Origin of the sequence: Paraoerskovia marina, from assembly GCF_900105445.1 — a bacterium.
GTDB classification, from domain to species: Bacteria; Actinomycetota; Actinomycetes; order Actinomycetales; family Cellulomonadaceae; genus Paraoerskovia; species Paraoerskovia marina.
In genome coordinates, this window is record NZ_LT629776.1 from 1,638,863 (window position 1) to 1,659,385 (window position 20,523).

The window sequence follows — 20,523 nt, forward strand, 5'->3', positions numbered from 1 at the left end:
GCGCCCGCCCCCCGCGCGGACGGCGGACGCACGAACGCCCCGGGTCGCCGAACTGGTCGGCGGCCCGGGGCGTTTGTGTGCGCTCGAGTCAGACGCGGAACCAGACGGTGGTGTCGCGCGGGACCGTCGCCCCCGAGTCCTCGGTGGCGACGGCGTGCTCGCCCGAGGCCACCAGCACGTCCGCGCCGACCGGGAGCGTGACGGCCTCGGTACCGAGGTTCGTCAGCACGACGACGTCACGGTTGAGCAGGGCGACGACGTCGGACGATCCCTGGTACTCGTCGACCCAGGCGAGGCTCCCCGAGCCGAGCTCGGCCTCACCCCGTACCTCGAGCGCCCGACGGTACATCTCGAACGTGGAGCCCTCGACGTCGCGCTGCTGGTCCGCCGCGTACGTCCCGTACGACGGAGGCTGGGGGAGCCACGTCTTCCCGGTCGGCCCGAAGCCGTATCCGGGGGCGGCGGCCTCCCACGGGATCGGGACGCGGCAGCCGTCGCGGCCGATCTCCTCGCCGTTCGTCCGGAAGAACGACGGGTCCTGCCGCGCCTCGTCCGGGATCATGATGTGGTCCGGGAGGCCCAGCTCTTCACCCTGGTAGACGTACGCGCTTCCGGGCAGGCCGAGCATGAGCAGCGACGCGGCGCGGGCGCGCTTGATGCCGAGCGCCTCGTCGGGCTGGGGGTCGGTCGGCTTGATGCCTGCGGTGCCGGCCGGGCGCTGGGAGGCGTCCTCGTAGCCGAGGCGCGAGGCGTGCCGGGACACGTCGTGGTTCGACAGCACCCAGGTGGTGGGTGCACCGACGGAGTCGGACATCTCCAACGACTCGGCGACGATGTCGCGCAGGCGCGAGGCGTCCCACTCGGTCGTCAGGAAGGCGAAGTTGAACGCCTGGTGCATCTCGTCGGCGCGCACGTAGCGCGCGAGGCGCTCCATCGGCTCGACCCAGGCCTCGGCGACCAGGCAGCGGTCCCCGTCGTACTCGGCGAGAACCTGGTGCCACGCGCGGTAGATGTCGTGCACCCCGTCCTGGTCGAACATCGGGCCGTTGACCGAGGTGTCCACGAGGCCGTCCTCGGGTGCGCCGGGGTCGACCACCTGTTCCGCCGGCTTCTCGGTGCCCTCGACCATCGAGGTCTTTCCGCTCCAGTCGGGCAGTCCGTCGGCCTTGACCATGCCGTGCGCGACGTCGATGCGGAACCCGTCCACGCCCTTGTCGAGCCAGAACCGCAGGACGTCCTCGAACTCGGCCTTGACCTCGTCGTTGCTCCAGTCGAGGTCGGGCTGGCTGGTGTCGAAGAGGTGCAGGTACCACTGCGGCCCGGCGGGGCCGTCGTCCTCCGAGGCCGGCAGGCGGGTCCACGCCGGTCCGCCGAAGATTGACTGCCAGTTGTTCGGCGGCGTCGAGCCGTCGGCCCCCTTGCCGTCGCGGAACATGTACCGCGCGCGGGCCGGGCTGCCGGCGGGCGAGCGGAGCGCCTCCTGGAACCAGACGTGCTGGTCCGAGGTGTGGTTGGGCACGAGGTCCACGATGATCCGGATGCCGCGCTCGTGCGCCTGCTCGAGCAGCACGTCGAAGTCGTCGAGAGTGCCGAAGAGCGGGTCGACGGCGCGGTAGTCGGCGACGTCGTATCCCGCGTCCTTCTGGGGGGAGCGGTAGAAGGGCGAGAGCCACAGGGCGTCGATCCCGAGGGCGGCGAGGTGGGGAAGTCGGGAGGTGATGCCCGGCAGGTCACCGATGCCGTCGCCGTCCGCATCGGCGAACGACCGGGGGTAGACCTGGTAGATGACCGCGTCGCGCCACCACTCGGAGGGCTCGTGCGACGCATGGACCACCGTGCTGGCGGAAAGAGGCTTCGTGGGCGACGAATCGATTCGAGTCATGGTGAGTGCTGTCCTTTTCGTGGCGTCGTCGAGGATTAGGCACCGAGCGGCGATGCCCTTGGGACGTAGTGTAAGCGCTTACGGCGTGGTGTCGACAGCGGCAGGGGCGGGGCCCGTGGACTCACGGACGACGAGCTCCGTGCGGAACAGCAGCTCGCTGCGCGGCGACGCGGTGCCCTGGATCTGGCCCAGGAGAGCGCTGACGGCTGCCTGTGCCATCGAGTCGACGGGCTGGCGGATCGTGGTGAGCGGCGGATCGGTGAAGGCGATGAGGGGGGAGTCGTCGTACCCGACCACCGAGACGTCGTCGGGAACCCTCAGGCCACGGGTCCTCGCCGCACGGATGGCCCCGAGCGCCATCAGGTCCGACCCGCAGACGATGCCGGTGTGGCCCCGGTCGATCAGGTCGGTGGCTCCGGCCTGACCTCACTCGACGGTGTAGAGCGTCGTCGAGATCGACTCCTCCGCCTCCGCCCGGTCCGTCGCGAGCCCGTGGTCGACGAGAGTGTCGACGAAGCCGTCGATCTTCCGCCGTGCCGGGACGAACCGGGCCGGACCGATGACGAGCCCGACCCGGCGGTGTCCGAGCGACGTCAGGTGGCGGACCGCCGCCCGGGTCGCCTCGACGTCGTCGGGCGAGACGAAGGGGACGTCGAGCTTGTCGGTGTACCCGTTGATCAGCACCACGGGTACGCCCGTGTCGGTGATCCGTTCGTAGCGGCTCATGTCGGTCGACGTGTCGGCGTGGAGGCCGGAGACGAAGATGATGCCGTTGACGCCGTGCGTCAGGAGGGTGTCGACGTACTGGTCCTCGGTCGTCCCACCGGGGGACTGCGTGCACAGCAGCGGCGTGTAGCCGTGCTGCGCGAGCGTCGCCTCGATCGCCTGGGCGAGAGCGGGGAAGACCGGGTTCGTGAGCTCCGGGATCACGAGCCCGACGAGGCCCTCGGAGCGGGTTCGCAGCCGCTCGGGGCGCTCGTACCCGAGCACGTCGAAGGCGGCGAGCACGGCCTGGCGCGTCGCGGCGGAGACGTTCGCCTTGCCGTTGAGCACGCGCGAGACGGTCGCGGTGCTGACGCCGGATTGCTCGGCGATGTCGGAGAGTCGGGTGCGCACACGAGCAGCCTAGGGGAGGATCTGGCCCGGTGCTGCAAGCGTTACATGAATGTTGCAGCAAGCGCTTGCATATCTCGCTCGCCCCGGCCTATCGTCATCACGTCCCGGCGGCATCTGTCGCCTCACGCACGAACACTGGGAGTGACGATGCGACGGAGCATCATGATGGCCGGCGCGGTCGGCCTGACGCTGACACTGGCGGCCTGCGGGTCCGACGCCAGCGAGTCCGAGGAGAGCACGGAGACCACGGCGGCGGCCGAGGAGACCGGCACGCTGACCGTCTGGGTCGACGAGACCCGACAGGCTGCCGTCGAGTCCGCCGCGGCGTCCTTCGAGGAGGAGACCGGCGCGGACGTCGAGCTCGTCCTGAAGAACTTCGAGGACATCCGCACGGACTTCATCGCGCAGGTCCCGACGGGCGAGGGCCCCGACATCACCGTCGGCGCGCACGACTGGCTGGGCGAGCTGCTCACCAACGGCGTCGTCGCCCCGGTCGAGCTCGGCGACATGACCGGTGACTTCGAGGACGTCTCGGTCGAGGCGTTCACGGCCGACGGGCAGGTCTACGGACTGCCGTACGCGATCGAGAACATCGCGCTCATCCGCAACACCGCGCTCGCCGACGAGGCACCCGCGACCTGGGACGACGCCATCGCCGCCGGCGAGGAGTCGGGCGCCACGTACCCGCTCCTGATTCAGACCGGGACCGAGGGCGACCCGTACACGTACTACCCGTTCCAGACGTCGTTCGACGCTCCGGTCTTCGAGCAGAACGAGGACGGCTCCTACTCGCCCGAGATCGCCATGGGTGGCGACAACGGCCACGCGTACGCCGAGTGGCTGCAGGAGCAGGGCGAGGCCGGCCTCCTCAGCACGGACATGACCTACGACATCGCGGTGGAGGCCTTCGCCAACGGCGAGTCGCCGTTCATCATCGGTGGCCCGTGGATGATCGAGTCCTTCGCCGACCTTGACCTCGCTGTCGACCCGATCCCGACGGCCGGCGACGACGTCGCGCAGCCCTTCGTCGGCGTGCAGGGCTTCTACGTCAGCGCGCAGAGCGAGAACACGCTGCTCGCCAACGACTTCCTCGTGAACTACATGTCCACGGACGAGGCCCAGACGGCGCTCTTCGAGTCCGGTGCGCGTCCGCCGGCACTCACCTCTGCGGCCGACGCCGCGTCGTCCGACCCGATCGTCGCGGGCTTCCGCGAGGTCGGCGCCGAGGCCGTCCCGATGCCGTCGATCCCCGAGATGGGTTCGGTCTGGGCGTTCTGGGGCGTCACCGAGGCCAACATCATCAGCGGTACGTCCGAGCCCGTCGAGGCCTGGGACAAGATGATCTCGGACATCGAGGGAGCGCTCGACTCCTGATCCGACGAGGGCCGCGGGGACCAACCCGCGGCCCTCGCACACTGCCATCGCAGCGTCGACGAGGTCCCCGGAAGGCAAGATGTCGATCCAGAAGCACACCACCGGTCCGTCCACCATGACGGCCGAGGACGCAGCCGCACCCCCGCCCGGACGGCGTCGGAGGATGCGTCCGGACGAGTCCCCGGCGCGCAGGTTCGGCCCCGGGTTCCTCGTCAAGCTCGCCCTGATGGCCGTCGTCAACGCGTTTGGCGTGTACGTGATCATCTCGGCGTGGACCGCGGAGTCCTGGGTGATCCTCGGGGCGATGGCGGTCATGCTGGTCGTGGCCGACTGGGTCTACTTCTCCCGGCGCACGGTCCCGCTGAAGTACATCTTTCCCGGGCTCGTCTTCCTGCTGGTCTTCCAGATCTTCACGATCGCCTACACCGGGTGGGTCGCCTTCACGAACTACGGCGACGGTCACAACTCCACCAAGGAGCAGGCGATCGAGGCGCTCCTCGTCCAGAACGAGCGGCGCGTCGAGGGTGCTCCGTCGGTCCCGCTGACCGTGGTGGAGGACGGCGACGAGCTGGGCTTTGCCGTCGTGCGCGAGGACGGCACCGTCGAGGTCGGCTCCGCCGACGAGCCGCTCGAGAGCGTCGAGGCCACCGTCACCGGTGGCCAGGTGACGGACGTCGACGGCTGGACCGTGCTCGACCGCAACGACGTCCTGGCCCGCCAGGGCGAGATCACGGACCTGCGCGTCCCCGTCTCCGACGACCCGAACGACGGCTCGATCCGCACCCAGGACGCACGGACCGGCTACGCCTCGACGTCGACGCTCGTCTACGACGAGGCCGCGGACACGATGACGGACACCACCACGGGCACCGTCTACACGCCCAACGACGACGGCGAGTTCGAGGCCGCGGACGGCTCCACCCTCTCGGTGGGCTGGCGGGTGTTCGTCGGGCTCGACAACTTCACGCTCGCGTTCAGCGACTCGCGCTACGCGGGACCGTTCCTCCAGGTCGTCCTCTGGACCTTCGCGTTCGCGATCGCGTCGGTGGCGACCACGTTCCTGCTCGGCCTGTTCCTCGCGAGCGTCTTCAACGACCCGCGTCTGCGCGGGCGCAAGATCTACCGGACCCTGCTGATCCTGCCGTACGCGATCCCCGGGTTCGTCGCGCCGCTGCTCTGGTCCGGCCTGCTCAACCGCAGCTTCGGGTTCGTCAACCAGGTTCTGCTGAACGGTGCGAGCATCCCGTGGCTGACCGACCCGTGGCTCGCCAAGCTCTCCCTGATCGGTGTGAACCTCTGGCTGGGGTTCCCGTACATGTTCCTCATCTGCACGGGCGCGCTCCAGTCCCTGCCGACCGACGTCATGGAAGCCGCGAAGATCGACGGCGCGACCCGGCTGCGGACATGGCGCGAGATCACGCTGCCACTGCTCCTCGTCTCCACGACGCCGCTGCTCATCTCCTCGTTCGCCTTCAACTTCAACAACTTCGCGCTCGTCTACATGCTGACGGGCGGTGGTCCACGGTTCGACGACGCGTCCGTCCCGCTCGGGCACACGGACATCCTCATCACGATGGTGTACTCCGTGGCCGGCCTCGACGGGAACGCCCCCAAGAACTTCGGGCTCGCGAGCGCGCTGTCGATCGTCATCTTCGTGATCATCGCGACCATCTCGGCCATCGCGTTCAAGAAGACCCGCTCGCTCGAGGAGATCAACTGACATGTCCTCCACCACCACGGTCGCCCCGCGCCGTCGCATGTCCGCCGGACGCTGGTTCACCGAGCTGGGCTGGCGCCACGTCGTCGGCGTCGTGTTCGTGATCTATGCGGTCTTCCCGATCGTGTACATCATCTCCGCGTCGCTCTCCGAGGGCGGGACGCTGACGGGGTCGAACGACCTGTTCAGCTCGATCTCGGGCAGCAACTACGCCGCGCTCGGTGACACCAAGTTCTGGTCGTGGGCCGCGAACTCGGTGCAGATCGCCGTCGTCACGAGCATCGGGACGGTGCTCATGGGTGCGGCGGCGGCCTACGCCTTCAGCCGCTTCCGCTTCACCGGTCGCCGTGTGGGTCTGACGACCCTGCTGATCGTGCAGATGTTTCCCCAGATGCTGGCGTTCGTCGCCATCTTCCTGCTCCTCATCAGCTTCGGCCAGGTCGTTCCTGCCCTCGGCCTGAACAGCAAGATCGCTCTGATCTGCGTCTACCTGGGTGGGGCGCTCGGTGTGAACACGTTCCTCATGTACGGGTTCTTCAACACCGTGCCGCGAGAGCTCGACGAGGCCGCCAAGATCGACGGCGCCACGCACTCGCAGACCTACTGGACGATCATCCTGCGGCTCGTCACCCCCATCCTCGCGGTGGTGGCACTGCTGTCGATCATCGCCACGTTCGGCGAGTTCGTCATCGCCCGTGTGCTTCTGCAGTCCGAGGGGAACTGGACGCTCGCGGTCGGCCTCTACTCGTGGGTCTCGAGCCTGCTCGAGGCGAACTGGGGGCTGTTCGCCGCCGGGGCCGTCATCTCGACGATCCCGATCCTCGCGCTCTTCCTCTTCCTGCAGAAGTACATCGTCGGCGGGCTGACGGCGGGTTCGGTCAAGGGCTGACGTCCGGCGGTATCCTCGCCGGATGCACCATGACGAGGGCACCCCGGAGGACGTCGACCGCGAGGTGCGTCGTCGGATGGACGCGCACGAGCTCTACGACGGCGCACGGTCCGCCACGCTCATGTCCGAGCAGGAGCGCGCGAAGGACCTGGAGTTCGACTACAACCACACCCGTCCGGCTCAGCGGGCAGAGCGCGCTCGGATCCTGGGCGAGCTGCTCGGTGCGGTCGGCACCGGGGTGTGGGTCGAGCCGCCCCTGCGGGTCGCCTACGGGTATCGGATCCGGCTCGGTGACGACGTGTACGTCAACGCGGGTCTGAACGTCGTCGACGACGTCGACGTCGAGATCGGGGCGCGGACGATGCTCGCGCCCAACGTCGTGATCAGCACGACCGGTCATCCTGTCCACCCGGAACTGCGGACCGGGGGAGTGCAGTTCTCCGCACCGGTCCGGATCGGTGCGGACGTCTGGGTCGGCTCCGGCGCGGTCATCCTGCCCGGGGTCGAGATCGGGGACGGTGCCGTGGTCGCGGCGGGAGCCGTCGTCGCCGGGCACGTCCCGGCCCGGACGGTCGTCGGCGGCGTCCCGGCACGCGTTCTGCGCGCGATCACCGAGGACGACCGCGAGTGGGCCTACCGGCCGCCGCGCACGCTGCCGTCGCCGGGGCCCGAACCGCACTCCTGACCCGCCGCCGGCCGTGCACCGCTCCCGCGCCGTCGTCCGCGGCCCTACGCTGGGCATGTGCCAGCCCTGAGTTCAGCCCCGTACACCGCGACCGACGTCGACCGGTGGTCCGAGGAGCCGCCCAAGAGCAAGTCACGGACCCCGTTCGAGCGGGACCGCGCGCGCATCGTGCACTCCTCCGCCCTGCGGCGGCTCGGCGCCAAGACCCAGGTGCTCGGTCCGAGCAGCGACGACTTCGTCCGGACGCGCCTGACACACTCGCTCGAGGTCGCCCAGGTGGGCCGTGAGCTCGGCAAGGCGCTCGGCTGCGACCCGGACCTGGTCGACACCGCCTGCCTGGCCCACGACCTCGGGCACCCGCCCTTCGGGCACAATGGCGAGCGCGCGCTCGCCGAGCTCACCGTCGACATCGGCGGCTTCGAGGGCAACGCCCAGACCCTGCGGCTGCTGACGCGGCTCGAGCCGAAGGTGGTCGCCGCCGACGGACGTGCGGTCGGCCTCAACCTCACGCGGGCGTCTCTCGACGCCGCGACGAAGTACCCGTGGGGCAGGGGCGAGGGTCCGCCGCGTCCCGACGGGACCCCGACCCCCAAGTTCGGGGTCTACGAGGACGACCGCGACGTCTTCCACTGGCTGCGCGACGGTGCCCCGGACAACGTGCAGTGCATGGAGGCGCAGGTGATGGACCTCGCGGACGACATCTCCTACTCCGTCCACGACGTCGAGGACGCCGTCGTCGCGGGGCACCTGGACCTGGCACGGCTCGACCACGACGGGGAGCGTGCGCGTGTCGTCTCCGCCGTCCACGCGTGGTACGGCCGCCGTTTCACCGCCGACGAGCTGGACGCCGCTCTCCTGCGCCTCGCCGCGACCGGGAACCTCGTGCGCGAGCACGACGGGTCGCGCCGGGCGCTCGCCCGCCTGAAGAACGCCACGAGTCAGCTGATCGGCCGCTTCAGCGGCTCTGCCCAGCGGGCCACCCGGGAGCGGTTCGGCGACGGCCCGCTCACGCGGTACGCGGGCTCGCTCGTGGTCCCGGAGGAGACCCACGCGGAGATCCTCGCCCTCAAGGGCATCGCGGTGGCGTACGTCATGGCGCCGCGGGAGCAGGAGCCGGTCTACCACCAGCAGCGGCAGATCATCGCCGACCTGGTCGAGGTGCTGCGTGAGGGAGCACCTGACTCGCTCGAGCGGTCGTTCGCGGCGGACTGGCGGGAGGCGTCCGACGACGCGGCTCGCTTGCGCGTGGTCGTCGACCAGGTGGCCTCGATGACCGACGTGAGCGCGCTGCACCTGCACGCGCGGCTCGGCGTCCGCTAGCCTCCGACGGCACCCACGGACCCCTGCGGCACCCTAGACTCGACCCGTGGCCGGACTGATCAAGCGCGAGGACGTCGATGCCGTCCGTGACCGTGCACCGATCGACGAGATCGTCGGTGCGCACGTCACCCTGAAGTCCGCCGGCGTCGGTTCTCTCAAGGGCCTGTGCCCCTTCCACGACGAGCGGTCGCCGTCGTTCCACGTCCGCCCCCAGGTCGGCCGCTGGCACTGCTTCGGGTGCGGCGAGGGTGGTGACGCCATCTCGTTCGTCCAGAAGATCGACGGGCTCTCGTTCACGGAGGCAGTCGAATACCTCGCAGACAAGGCCGGCGTCCAGCTGCGCTACGAGGAGGGCGGCGGGCCACGCCGCCAGGGCGAGCCGGGGCAGCGCCAGCGTCTGCTCGAGGTCCACCGCGTCGCGGCCGAGTACTACTCCGAACAGCTCTTCGGCCCGGGGGCCGGCGCGGCGCGCGCGTTCCTCGCCGAGCGGAGCTTTGAGCGGGCGGACGCCGAGCACTTCGGCATCGGCTACGCGCCCACCGGGTGGAGCCACCTCATGGACCACCTGCGCGGGCGCGGGTTCACCCAGGCCGAGCTCACGGCGTCGGGCGTCGTCAGCGAGGGGCGACGGGGCGTCTACGACCGGTTCCGCGGACGGCTGATGTGGCCGATCCGGGACCTTACCGGCGAGATCGTCGGGTTCGGCGCACGCCGGTTGTACGACGACGACCAGGGCCCGAAGTACCTGAACACCCCCGAGACCCCGCTCTACAAGAAGTCGCAGGTGCTCTACGGCATCGACCTCGCCAAGCGGGACATCGCCAAGAGCAAGCAGGCCGTGATCGTCGAGGGGTACACCGACGTCATGGCCGCGCACCTGTCGGGCGTGACGACGGCGGTCGCGACGTGCGGCACCGCGTTCGGCTCCGACCATGCCCGGATCGTGCGACGTCTGCTCGGCGACACCTCCCCGGCCGGCGGGCTCCAGCTGCGCTCCGGCACGTCCGTGGGTGGCGAGGTGATCTTCACGTTCGACGGCGACGCCGCGGGACAGAAGGCCGCGATGCGCGCGTTCAGCGAGGATCAGCGCTTCTACGCCCAGACGTTCGTGGCCGTCGAGGGCTCCGGCATGGACCCGTGCGACCTGCGGATGGCTCGCGGACCGGAGGCCGTCCGGGCGCTCGTGGACGGGCGCCAGCCGCTCTTCGAGTTCGTCGTGCGGACGACGCTCCAGGACTACGACCTCACCACCGCCGAGGGGCGGGTCGGTGCGCTGCGGGCCGCAGCCCCCGTGATCGCCGGGATCCGGGACACCGCTCTGCGGCCCGAGTACGCGCGGATGCTGGCCGGGTGGATCGGGATGGACGAGCCCGCCGTCCTGCGCGCGGTCAAGAACGCCCCGCGGCTGGCCGGACCGGACGAGCACGCCCTTCGCCCCCACCGGTCCGAGCCAGAGGCGGAGTCCGTCTCCGACGGCCCGCGTCTGCCCGAGCCGGACCCCCGTGACCCGGCAGCCCGGCTCGAGCGGCAGGTGCTGATCGGCGTGCTGCAGTACCCGCTCGCGGCGGACGCCGACACGTTCGACGCGCTCGACGCCGACGCCTTCGCGACGCCCGCCTGGCGGGCCGTTCACGAGGTGATCCGGGGTGTCGGTGGGCTCACGGCGGCTCGGGCCACGCCCGGGCGCTGGGTCGCCGACGTCGTCTCGGCCGCGCCCGAGCACGTCGCCCCGATCGTCAACCGTCTCGCCGTGGCCCCGATGCCCGAGGACCGTCCCGAGTCGATCGACGCGTACGTGCGCGACGTCGTGCGCACGCTCGTCGACATGGGGCTCGCCCGCCGTATCGCCGACGCCAAGGGGACGCTGCAGCGCCTCGACCCGTCGGACGCCGCCTACCAGCAGGCCTTCGCCGACCTGCTGAGCATCGAGAGACAGCGCCGCGAGCTGCGCGAGGCCGGGTGACGGCCGGGTGACGGCCCACGCCCGGTGGGGCTCGGAGCGGTCCAGCGACGAAAGAAGGCGCCGACCGGACGGTCAGCGCCTTCTGCGATGCTCCCGCGGTTGGATTCGAACCAACGACCGTCCGATTAACAGTCGGATGCTCTGCCACTGAGCTACGCGGGATCGCGGATCGGCCGCCTCTCCGGGCTGCCGAACGGAGAAAACTCTACCAGCCTCAGAGACCCATTCCGCACGCCGATCGTACGGCGGACTCTGTGACGTCCAACCGTCGCCGGATCGCCGGGTCGTCCACGTCGACGCCGCCGTCGACAGAGACCTGGGAGAAGAGGGAACCGTCGGGGGCGCGCCGTACCGCGACCCGCGCAGCGCCCCCCGGGAGCGTGATGCGCTCGGCGAGGACGACCGAGGTCTGGACCCGCTCGCGCAGCACCGTCGGGAAGGGTCCCGGCGACCCGCCCACCAGGCGGAGGGCCGTGGGCTCTGCGTCCACCCACGTCACCGTGATCGTCGACGTCTCGGGGTCCGCGCTGGCGCGGTCGACGGCCGACCACGGTCGGCGAACGGCACGCGCACCGGTCAGGTGCAGGTGCTGCCGGCTCGCGACCGCCCAGCCGTCGTCGAGCTCGGCGCTCGCCAGGACCTTGTCGCCCGCCGCCAGGTCGAGCGCCTGGCGGACGTCTGCGGGGAGCGTGGCGCGACGAAAGATCATCTGGCAACCGTAGCGCCAGTACGTGGATGTGTGCGCGGAGGCGATAACCTCGCCTGGTCCGATGTCAGGAGGTCTCGTGCTCGTCGCCCACCCGTCACCCGTGCGCGTCCGGTTCCGGTGCGACGACGACGGCGCACCCGTGGGTTCCGACGCCCGCGACGCCTGGCTCGCGGCGCGGCGCTCCGGCGTCACGGCGACCGACTGCACCAAGATCGTCCGCCAGGACGGTACGCCCAGCGTGCAGCGGGCCAAGCTGCTCGAACGCAAGGTCTTCGGCGAGGCGGACGCGCACTCGGCCGCCTTCGCCCACGGTCGTGAGCGAGAGCCGGTCATCGCGGCCTGGATCACCGAGAACTGGGGCATCGAGCCCAACGCACTGCTGTGCGAGGGGGAGACGCCGGGCCACCTCGCCACGCCCGACGGGATCGGCGAGGACGCGATCGCCGAGATCAAGACGTCGGTCCATCCGCTGCGCAGCGCCGTCCGTCGGTATCGCGACCAGCTCCAGTGGCAGCTGCACGTCACCGGTGCGGACCGCTCGCTCTTCGTCGTCGAGCACCGGCACACGCTCGAGCGAGAGGTCTGCTGGGTGGCCCGGGACGAGCAGCGGATCGGTGTGCTGGTCGAGCACGCCGACCGGTTCCTCGCCGACCTGCACGAGCTCGCCGACGAGGTCGAGGCGCGCCGTCGGCGCATGGCGGAACGGCGGCGACTCGCGCTGCGCTGACGGGTACGATGTTCGGCGCACGGGCCAGTAGCTCAGTCGGTCAGAGCAGCGGACTCATAATCCGTCGGTCGTGGGTTCAAGCCCCACCTGGCCCACCCGTGTTCCTGAGGGATCCCCGAGTTGTGAGTCCGGGCAGTCACCCGCGCTCGACGCAAGTGTCGAACGCCGGTGCCGACGGCCGGCAGGCCCGACAAGTGGTGTGGAACGGAATCTTTGCCACACTGTCTCCCTGCCCCGGATCGACCGGGGCGAGGGAGGGTGATTCATGAACTCGGCATCTGGTGCCGCCCAGCAGGCGAACGACAGCAAGGTCCTCCAGGGTCTGGCGCGTGCCGGCTTCGCGGTGAGCGGCCTCCTGCACCTGATCGTCGGCGGCCTGGTCGTCAAGATCGCGCTGTCCTCCTCGGACTCCGGGTCCGCTGACTCCTCCGGTGCTTTCAGTGAGATCGCCCAGACGCCCGGTGGCGCGTTCGTCCTCTGGTTCGCCGTCGTCGCCTTCGCGGCGCTCGCGCTGTGGCAGGTGACGGAGGCGGTCTCTCGCGGGCAGGAGGCCACGGACCGCGCCAAGGCTGCGGGGAAGGCCGTGCTCTACGGAGCGATGGGGTTCATCGCGATGCGGTTCGCGACGGGCAGCGGGTCGGGTGGCGGCTCGGAGGAGTCGCTGACGGCCAAGGCCCTGGCCGCGCCGGCGGGTCAGCTCCTCGTCGGGGCGGTCGGCCTGGCGATCATCGGTGGCGGCGTCTACCACGTCTACAAGGGCTGGAAGGAGAAGTTCCGCGAGGACCTGAGGTCGACGGGAACGGGTGCCGCCGGCAAGGGTGTCGTCCTGACCGGGAAGATCGGGTACATCGCCAAGGGCGCAGCGCTTGTCGTCCTCGGTGCACTCTTCGTCTGGGCGGCCCTCACGGCCGACGCCGACAAGGCCGGTGGCATGGACGACGTCTTCGCCACGATCGGCGGGCAGCCGTTCGGGGCCGTCCTGCTCGTGGCCATGGGCCTCGGGTTCGCCGCCTACGGCCTGTACTCGTTCGCGAGGGCACGGTTCGCCCGGATGTGATCCGTGGGGGTCCGGGAGACGTGGAAGAATATGGCCCATGGCCATGCGAGAGATCCGCGTTATCCCGGACCCCGTCCTGCGCACCCCGTGCGAGGAGATCACGACCATCGACGACCGCGTGCGTGCGCTCGTCGAGGACCTCGTCGAGACGGTCGACGACGACGGTCGGGCAGGTCTCGCAGCACCCCAGATCGGCGTGAGCCTCCGTGCCTTCTCGTGGAACATCGAGGATGAGATCGGCTACGTGCTCAACCCCCGGATCACCGCACTGTCCGAGGACGAGTACCAGGACGGCGAGGAGGGGTGCCTGTCCGTCCCCGGGCTCTGGTACCCGACGACACGTGCGTGGTACGCCCGGGTCGAGGGGATCGACCTCGACGGGAAGCCCGTCGTGGTGGAGGGCACGGAGCTGATGGCGCGCGCGCTCCAGCACGAGTGCGACCACCTGGACGGCATGCTCTACCTGGACCGGCTGGAGAAGTCCGTCCGGCGCAAGGCGATGCGCGAGCTGCGTTCACAGCTCTGAGCCCCCACCCTGCATGATTCTTCGGGATCATGTAAGAATGTGAGCACGAGCACGCCGCGTGCACTTCAGTACTCCCGCTGGGCGAGGACGTTGGGGAAGACGAACCTCGACCTAGGGAGGCCGACATGTCTGGTGCAACCACTCGCGGTGTTCTTTTCGTGCACTCATCTCCGCGTGCGCTGTGCCCCCACATCGAGTGGGCGGCAGGCAACGTGCTGGGCAGGCGCGTCTCGCTGGACTGGACCGACCAGCCCGCTGGCGCCTCGGTGCTGCGCGCCGAGCTGAGCTGGACCGGTCCGCAGGGGACCGGTGCCAAGCTCGCCTCGGGCCTGCGCGGCTGGGCCCACCTGCGGTACGAGGTGACGGAAGAGGCCTCGCCCGGTGCCGACGGCAGCCGGTGGTCGCACACTCCAGGTCTCGGGATCTTCCACGCCGCGACGGACGTCCACGGCAACGTCGTCGTCCCGGAGGACCGCATCCGCTCGGTGCTCGAGCACGCCGATCCGCGGCAGATGCGCGACGCCCTGGACCTCGCCCTCGGCACCGCCTGGGACGCGGAGCTCGAGCCGTTCCGCTATGCCGGTGCCGGCGCACCCGTGCGCTGGCTCCACGAGGTCGGCTGACCTCGGACCGCGGCCACGACGTCCGGGCTCGCGACGCGAGAGCAGGAACCGTTCACGACGAAGGCCGGCACCCCCGGGGAAGGGGTACCGGCCTTCGTCGTGCCCGGTCTCGCTACGCGGAGGTGACGACCAGTGCCACGTTGTGACCACCGAAGCCGAACGAGTTGTTGATCGCGGCGACGTCGCCCGTCGGGATCTCACGGGGTGTGTTCCGGACGAGGTCGAGGTCGAGCTCGGGATCCGGCTCGGTGACGTTGATCGTCGGCGGCGCCTGCCGGTCCGCCAGCGCCTTGATCGTGAAGATCGACTCGAGGGCGCCCGCTCCACCGAGAAGGTGGCCCGTCATCGACTTGGTCGCAGACAGCGAGACCTGGTCGGCGTCGTCGCCGAGGAGCGAGCGGATGCTGCGTGCCTCGACGAGATCGCCGACGGTCGTCGACGTCGCGTGTGCGTTGACGTGGCGGACGTCGCTCGTGGAGAGTCCGGCGTTCTCCAGGGCGCTGCGCATGGCGGCGATCTGGCCCCGTCCCTCGGGGTCGGGCGACGTCATGTGGTAGGCGTCGGAGCTCAGGCCGACTCCGGCGATCTTCGCGTACACGCGGGCGCCACGGGCGGCGGCGTGCTCCGCGCTCTCGAGGACGACGACGGCTGCGCCCTCGCCGAGGACGAACCCGTCGCGGGTCACGTCGTACGGGCGGGAGGCGCCCTCGGGGTCGTCGTTGCGGGTCGAGAGCGTGCGCGACGCGGCGAACGCGGCGATCGGCATCGGGTGGATCGCCGCCTCGGTGCCGCCGGCGACGACGACGTCTGCGCGACCCGTGCGGATCATCTCGAGCCCGTACCCGATGGCCTCGGCACCGGACGCGCAGGCCGAGACGAGCGCGTGCGCTCCGGCGCGGGCACCGATCTCCAGCTCGACGTAGGCCGAGGGGGAGTTGGGCATGAGCATCGGCACGGTCATCGGGAGCACGCGGCGCGGGCCGCGCGAGTTCATGGTGTCCCAGGCGTTGAGGATCGTCTGGATGCCGCCGATGCCCGAGGAGACGACCGCACCGAGACGGTCGCCGTCCACCTCCGGGGAACCGGCGTCGGCCCATGCCTCCCGGGTGGCGACGACGGCGTACTGGGCCGACAGGTCCATCCGCTTGGTCTCGGGCCGGCTCAGGACCTCGTCCGAGGGGACCTTCAGCTGCGCCGCGAAGGTGACCGGCATCTCCCAGTCGCCGAGGAACTCCTCGGAGAGCCTGTTCACGCCTGACTCGCCGGCGAGGGCGGCGCGCCACGTGGACTCCACGTCACCACCGAGGGGGGTCGTGGCTCCCAGGCCGGTGACGACGACGTCGGGGACGGTGCTCATGGCGACTCCTACGGGGTCATGGTGGGGCAACGGGTGCAGAAACCTGCGTGCGTGAAGACGAGGGTGCGGGCGGCCGGGCCGGGTGGTCACCCGGCCCGGCCCGCGGATCAGGCCTGGGCCTTGGTGATGTAGCTGACGGCGTCGCCGACGGTCGCGAGGTTCTTGACGTCCTCGTCGGGGATGCGGACGTCGAACTTGTCCTCGGCGTGCGTGACGATGGTCATCATCGAGAGCGAGTCGATGTCGAGGTCGTCGGTGAAGGACTTCTCGAGGACGACGGCGTCGGTCGGCAGACCGGTCTCTTCGCTGACGATCTCGGCGAGGCCCGCAAGGACTTCCTGCTCGGTGGCAGCCATGGTGTATCTCCTTGATGTCTGCCCCGGTGGCCCGGAGCATGGTGATCACGGCGTGCCGGGTGGCAGCCGCAGGACAGTGGAACTAAGGGAGTGCGACGACCTGGGCGGCGTAGACGAGCCCGGCGCCGAACCCGATCTGGAGCGAGAGGTCGCCGGACTTCACCTGACCCTCGCGCAGCAGCCGTTCGGTCGCGAGCGGGATCGACGCGGCCGACGTGTTGCCGGTGTCGGCGATGTCGCGTCCGATCACCACCGACTCCGGGAGCCGGAGCTGCTTGATCAGCTGGTCGATGATGCGCATGTTCGCCTGGTGCGGGACGAACGCCTGGATCTGGTCGGCGGTGACCCCGGCGGCGTCGAGCGCCCGCTGGGCGATCGGGGCCATCTGGAAGCTCGCCCACTTGAAGACCGAGGGACCGTCCTGGCGCAGCGTCGGCCATCCGGCGTCGGGCGTCGTCTTCATCGCGTCCCACGCGTGCGTCTGACCGATCGCCCCCGCCTTGGACCCGTCGGAGCCCCAGACCGTCGGGCCGATGCCGGGGACGTCGGACGGGCCGACGACCGCGGCACCGGCGCCGTCGCCGAGCAGGAACGAGATGCTCCGGTCGGTCGGGTCGATGAAGTCGCTCATCTTCTCCGCGCCGACGATCAGCACGTACCGGGCGGCGCCGGAGCGCACCAGTGCGTCTGCCTGGCCGACGGCATAGCTGAAGCCTGCACAGGCCGCAGAGATGTCCCAGGCGGCGGCAGGCGTCGCACCGATCCGGTCGGCCAGGATGGCGGCGGCGGCCGGGGTCTGCTCGAAGTGGGTCACGGTGGAGACGATGACGGTGTCGATGTCCGCGCCGGTGAGGCCGGCGCCGGTCAGCGCCTCGCGTGCCGCCTCCTCGGAGAGGTCGATCACCGTGACGTCTGCGTCCGCACGGCGTCGAGTCACGATCCCGGTGCGCTGCTGGATCCACTCGTCGGAGGAGTCGATCGGTCCCGCGATGTCGTCGTTCGTGACGACGTTCGCACCGCGCGCCGCACCGATGCTGAGGATCCGTGACCCCGTTGGTGTCTCGGGCAGGCGAAGGGTGGGAGTGCTCACGCGGTGGTCTCCTCGGTCTCGGTCGGGGTGGTGCCGTGGTGCCGCGACGCCAGCTCGAGGGCGGCGTCCAGGTCCTCGGGCGTCTTGACGGCTACCGTCTCGACACCGCGCATCGCACGTCGAGCGAGGCCGGTGAGGACCCCGCCGGGCGCGAGCTCGATCAGACCCGTCACGCCCAGCGTAACGAGTGTCTCCTGGCACAGGTCCCACCGCACCGGGGCGACCACCTGGGCGCCGAGCCGCTGCAGCACGTCGGCGCCCGCGCCGTCGCCCTCGCCGGAGATCTGACCGTACGACCGTCCGTCCGCGTTCGAGAGCAGCGTGACCGTGGGGTCCGCCGACTTCCACCCGTCGAGCACCGCGGCGAACTCGTCGCGGGCGGGCTCCATGAACGGTGTGTGGAACGCGCCGGCCACCTGGAGCGGACGCACCCGGGCGCGCTCGGGCGGGTTCGCGGTGAGCTTCTCGATGCCCTCGGGGGAGCCGGCCGCGACGACCTGTCCGGCACCGTTGACGTTCGCGGGCCAGAGACCAGCTGCCTCGATGGCCGCGAGCACCGCCTCCGGCTCACCGCCCAGCACCGCAGCCATTCCGGAGGGTGCCGCGGCCGCGGCGGTCGCCATCGCCTTCGCGCGGTGCGTGACGAGCCGGACCGCGCTCTCGCCGGTCAGCACGCCCGCGACGGCCGCGGCGGACAGCTCGCCGACCGAGTGGCCCGCGGTGACGTCGATCGCGTCCGCCGCCGCGGTGCCGTCGAGCAGGTTCTCCGCGGCGAGGATCGCGGTGGCGACGAGGAGCGGCTGGGCGATCGCCGTGTCCTTGATCGTCTCGGCGTCGGACGTCGTCCCGTGGGTGGCGAGGTCGATGCCGGCCGCCTCGGAGAACGCCGCGAGGCGCTCCGCGACACCGGGGACCTCAAGCCAGGGGCTGAGCATTCCGGGGGACTGGGAGCCCTGTCCAGGGCAGACGACTGCGAGCACCCGTCAACTGTGCCTGGCGCGGGCGCTCGCGTGACGTGGCGGCGCGCACGAAGGTTGCGACGGTGTGTTGTGCAGTACCTACAACTCGGCGCCACCGTGGGTGTCAGCGTCGGGCGCCGAGCTGACCGACGGCGAGCGCGATCTGCAGCACGAAGGACTCGCGGGCGTCCAGGGGGTCCCAACCCGTCACCTCGGAGACCTTCTTCAGCCGGTACCGCACGGTGTTGGGGTGGACGTAGAGGTTGCGGGCCGCGGCCTCGAGCGATCGTCCGGTCCCGAGGTAGGCCGAGAGGGTCTCGAGGATCGAGCCGGTCGCCTCCTCCAGGGGCCGGTACGCCTGCGCCACCAGGGTGCGGCGTGCGATCGCGTCTCCTGTCAGCACGCGCTCGGGCAGCAGGTCGTCGGCGAGCACGGGCCGCGGGGCCTGCGGCCAGGCCGGGGCCGCCGCGAGTCCTGCCAGGGCCGCCTGGGCCGACCGCGCGGCGTCGTCGAGGCCGGGGACGGTGGGTCCGATGACGACCGGGCCGGGCCCGAAACGTGGGAGGAGCGTCGCCGCCGCGGCCTGGAGATCGCTCTCGCCCCCGATGACGAGGACGATGCGGTCGCCGTGGATCCCGACCAGAGCGTCCCCGGCGGCCCGGCGGGTCGCCCGCCGCAGGTCCGCCGTCCGGACCTCGTCGAGCGGGCCGTCGGTCGTCCCGACCATGACCAGGGTGCTCCCGCGCCCGCCCCACCCGAGGGCCGAGACCCGCGACCGGACGGAGTGGTCCGTGTCGCCCCGCACGAGCGCGTCGACGACCAGTGCCTCCAGGCGGGCGTCCCACGCGCCCCGCACCTCGGCCGCGCGGGCGTAGACCTCGGCGGCCGAGAACGCCACCTCGCGCGAGTAGCGCAGCACGGCCTCGCGCAGGTCGCGCTCGTGCCCCGGGACCGCCAGCCGGTCGCTGTTCTCCTCGACGACCTCGACGACGAGACGCACGAGCTGGAGCGTGTGCTGGAGCGAGATCGACCGCGTGAGCTCGGGGGGAGCCGCGGCGAAGATCTCGTTCACACCGTGCGGGGCTCGCGAGGGGTCGGCGAACCAGGACGTGAAGGCCGAGATGCCGGCCTGCGCGACGAGTCCGATCCACGAGCGGTCCTCCGCGGGCAGCGCCCGGTACCAGTCGAGCTCGTCGTCGAGACGCCGGAGCGCGGCTGCCGTGAGCAGACCGCCGCCGTCGCGGACGCGCTGGAGGTGGTCGGGGGTGGAGGTCACCGCGCGATCATATCCACATCGGATTGTAGAGATTCCACAACGTCCCCGGTGTGCGTGTCGGTCGCCCCGCGTGTCCGCGCGAACCGGAAGGGTCGTCCGGAGCGCCGCCCAGGGTGAGTTGGTGACGTGGAGGCTAGGGTGAAGGCATGGCCCTCATGCCCCGTCTTCGACAACTGATCCGACGACAGCCGACGTCGACGATCGGCGCGCGACGGCCCACCACGAGCGGACGACGAGGGGACACCGTGCACGAGGACGCCCTGCGAGCCATGCTGGCCGACGACCCCAACGACGCGCGCGCCTTCCAGGCCCTGGCAGAGATCGTGCGCCGCCGCGCCGCCGACGCCCACGTTCCCGACGACCCGCTCGCGGCACCGGTCGACGAGCAGGAGGTCCAGCGGGCGGCCGACCTCGCCGTCTGGTCGCTGGCCGAAGAGCTCGCCGGCAACCCGCGCGGGTGGTACCCGCTGGTCGAGCTCGGGCGTCTCTCGGTCGACGAGGACCTCGACGGCGCGCTGCGCCGGTTCGCCACGGCGACCGACCGGGACCCCACGGGTCAGGCGCTCGCCGAGTCGGTCGTCGGGCTGCGGGAGTCGGGACACGCGGTGGACGCACTCGGGCTCGGCATCGGGCACTGGCGAACCCGGGAGCACGTCCCCGAGGTCGGTCGACAACTCGTGCTCGCGGCCCTGGACGCCGACCGGGTCGCCGACGCGCGCAACCATCTCGACGCGCTCGCGGCGCACCCCGACTCGGACGCCGTCAAGGCGATGACCCCCGAGCTCGAACGGGCGATCACGCAGCGGGAGCAGAGCTTCGGGCGCTGAGCCGGCCAGACATGACGAACGCCCTCCCACCTCGTCCGAGGTGGGAGGGCGTTCGTCGTCCGAGCCGGAC

Annotated in this window: 18 protein-coding genes, 2 tRNA genes and 1 pseudogene; 12 read left to right on the forward strand and 9 right to left on the reverse strand. The window is 70.9% G+C overall.

Annotation, left to right across the window (positions count from 1 at the left end; all coding sequences use genetic code 11):
- Positions 1 to 88: 88 nt before the first annotated feature.
- Positions 89 to 1,882, reverse strand: a complete 1,794-nt coding sequence (locus BLU20_RS07270) for a glycoside hydrolase family 13 protein (RefSeq protein ID WP_083372105.1) — start codon at positions 1,880 to 1,882, stop codon at positions 89 to 91.
- 78 nt (positions 1,883 to 1,960) lie between these two features.
- Positions 1,961 to 2,998: pseudogene (locus tag BLU20_RS07275) on the reverse strand (LacI family DNA-binding transcriptional regulator).
- A gap of 147 nt (positions 2,999 to 3,145) precedes the next feature.
- Here BLU20_RS07275 and BLU20_RS07280 point away from each other — a divergent pair.
- The 6 genes from BLU20_RS07280 to dnaG all read left to right on the forward strand — a co-directional run bounded on the left by BLU20_RS07280 (position 3,146) and on the right by dnaG (position 10,946).
- Positions 3,146 to 4,372, forward strand: coding sequence for a sugar ABC transporter substrate-binding protein (locus BLU20_RS07280; RefSeq protein WP_083372967.1), 1,227 nt, complete (start codon positions 3,146 to 3,148; stop codon positions 4,370 to 4,372).
- Positions 4,373 to 4,451: 79 nt separating this feature from the next.
- A complete protein-coding gene (locus BLU20_RS07285; RefSeq protein ID WP_407946452.1) occupies positions 4,452 to 6,092 on the forward strand; it encodes an ABC transporter permease subunit in 1,641 nt (546 codons plus the stop codon).
- 1 nt (position 6,093) lies between these two features.
- A complete protein-coding gene (locus BLU20_RS07290) occupies positions 6,094 to 6,978 on the forward strand; it encodes a sugar ABC transporter permease (RefSeq protein WP_083372106.1) in 885 nt (294 codons plus the stop codon).
- 22 nt (positions 6,979 to 7,000) lie between these two features.
- A complete protein-coding gene (locus tag BLU20_RS14295; protein ID WP_083372107.1) occupies positions 7,001 to 7,663 on the forward strand; it encodes a sugar O-acetyltransferase in 663 nt (220 codons plus the stop codon).
- Between the two features lie 57 nt (positions 7,664 to 7,720).
- Entirely contained in the window at positions 7,721 to 8,983 is a 1,263-nt protein-coding gene (locus tag BLU20_RS07300; protein WP_083372108.1) for a deoxyguanosinetriphosphate triphosphohydrolase, read from the forward strand.
- Positions 8,984 to 9,029: 46 nt separating this feature from the next.
- The gene (gene dnaG, locus BLU20_RS07305; protein ID WP_083372109.1) at positions 9,030 to 10,946 is read left to right on the forward strand and encodes a DNA primase; all 1,917 of its coding nucleotides are present in this window, start codon (positions 9,030 to 9,032) and stop codon (positions 10,944 to 10,946) included.
- A 90-nt stretch (positions 10,947 to 11,036) separates the two neighbouring features.
- On the opposite strand, the gene BLU20_RS07310 is transcribed toward dnaG, so the two are convergent.
- Both BLU20_RS07310 and BLU20_RS07315 read right to left on the reverse strand, forming a co-directional pair.
- Positions 11,037 to 11,108 (reverse strand) — tRNA-Asn (locus BLU20_RS07310).
- A gap of 52 nt (positions 11,109 to 11,160) precedes the next feature.
- Positions 11,161 to 11,655, reverse strand: a complete 495-nt coding sequence (locus BLU20_RS07315) for a hypothetical protein (RefSeq protein ID WP_083372110.1) — start codon at positions 11,653 to 11,655, stop codon at positions 11,161 to 11,163.
- Positions 11,656 to 11,716: 61 nt separating this feature from the next.
- Between BLU20_RS07315 and BLU20_RS07320 the strand changes: the two genes are divergently transcribed.
- The 5 genes from BLU20_RS07320 (at position 11,717) to BLU20_RS07340 (ending at position 14,588) form a co-directional block, all read left to right on the forward strand.
- Positions 11,717 to 12,382 (forward strand): YqaJ viral recombinase family protein, encoded by a 666-nt coding sequence (locus tag BLU20_RS07320; RefSeq protein WP_083372111.1) that lies wholly within the window; start codon positions 11,717 to 11,719, stop codon positions 12,380 to 12,382.
- 21 nt (positions 12,383 to 12,403) lie between these two features.
- Positions 12,404 to 12,477 (forward strand) — tRNA-Ile (locus BLU20_RS07325).
- A 170-nt stretch (positions 12,478 to 12,647) separates the two neighbouring features.
- Positions 12,648 to 13,439: a DUF1206 domain-containing protein gene (locus tag BLU20_RS07330; protein WP_029253652.1), complete on the forward strand. Its 792-nt coding sequence runs from the start codon at positions 12,648 to 12,650 to the stop codon at positions 13,437 to 13,439.
- Positions 13,440 to 13,476: 37 nt separating this feature from the next.
- Positions 13,477 to 13,965, forward strand: coding sequence for a peptide deformylase (def, locus tag BLU20_RS07335; RefSeq protein WP_029253651.1), 489 nt, complete (start codon positions 13,477 to 13,479; stop codon positions 13,963 to 13,965).
- 125 nt (positions 13,966 to 14,090) lie between these two features.
- A complete protein-coding gene (locus BLU20_RS07340; RefSeq protein ID WP_029253650.1) occupies positions 14,091 to 14,588 on the forward strand; it encodes a DUF3145 domain-containing protein in 498 nt (165 codons plus the stop codon).
- A 112-nt stretch (positions 14,589 to 14,700) separates the two neighbouring features.
- Here the strand turns inward: BLU20_RS07340 and fabF are convergent, their stop codons facing one another.
- From fabF to BLU20_RS07365, 5 genes are all read right to left on the reverse strand, one after another.
- The gene (fabF, locus tag BLU20_RS07345) at positions 14,701 to 15,945 is read right to left on the reverse strand and encodes a beta-ketoacyl-ACP synthase II (protein WP_029253649.1); all 1,245 of its coding nucleotides are present in this window, start codon (positions 15,943 to 15,945) and stop codon (positions 14,701 to 14,703) included.
- 107 nt (positions 15,946 to 16,052) lie between these two features.
- Positions 16,053 to 16,301, reverse strand: coding sequence for an acyl carrier protein (locus BLU20_RS07350; protein ID WP_029253648.1), 249 nt, complete (start codon positions 16,299 to 16,301; stop codon positions 16,053 to 16,055).
- Positions 16,302 to 16,383: 82 nt separating this feature from the next.
- Entirely contained in the window at positions 16,384 to 17,391 is a 1,008-nt protein-coding gene (locus BLU20_RS07355; protein ID WP_083372112.1) for a beta-ketoacyl-ACP synthase III, read from the reverse strand.
- Positions 17,388 to 18,371 (reverse strand): ACP S-malonyltransferase, encoded by a 984-nt coding sequence (locus BLU20_RS07360; RefSeq protein WP_083372113.1) that lies wholly within the window; start codon positions 18,369 to 18,371, stop codon positions 17,388 to 17,390. The genes BLU20_RS07355 and BLU20_RS07360 overlap by 4 nt, the downstream gene beginning before the upstream one ends.
- A gap of 103 nt (positions 18,372 to 18,474) precedes the next feature.
- Complete coding sequence (locus BLU20_RS07365; protein WP_043110007.1) at positions 18,475 to 19,626, reverse strand: PucR family transcriptional regulator; 1,152 nt, start codon at positions 19,624 to 19,626, stop codon at positions 18,475 to 18,477.
- 146 nt (positions 19,627 to 19,772) lie between these two features.
- On the opposite strand from BLU20_RS07365, the gene BLU20_RS07370 reads away from it, so the two are divergent.
- Entirely contained in the window at positions 19,773 to 20,453 is a 681-nt protein-coding gene (locus tag BLU20_RS07370; RefSeq protein ID WP_083372114.1) for a hypothetical protein, read from the forward strand.
- The last annotated feature ends 70 nt before the right edge of the window (positions 20,454 to 20,523 follow it).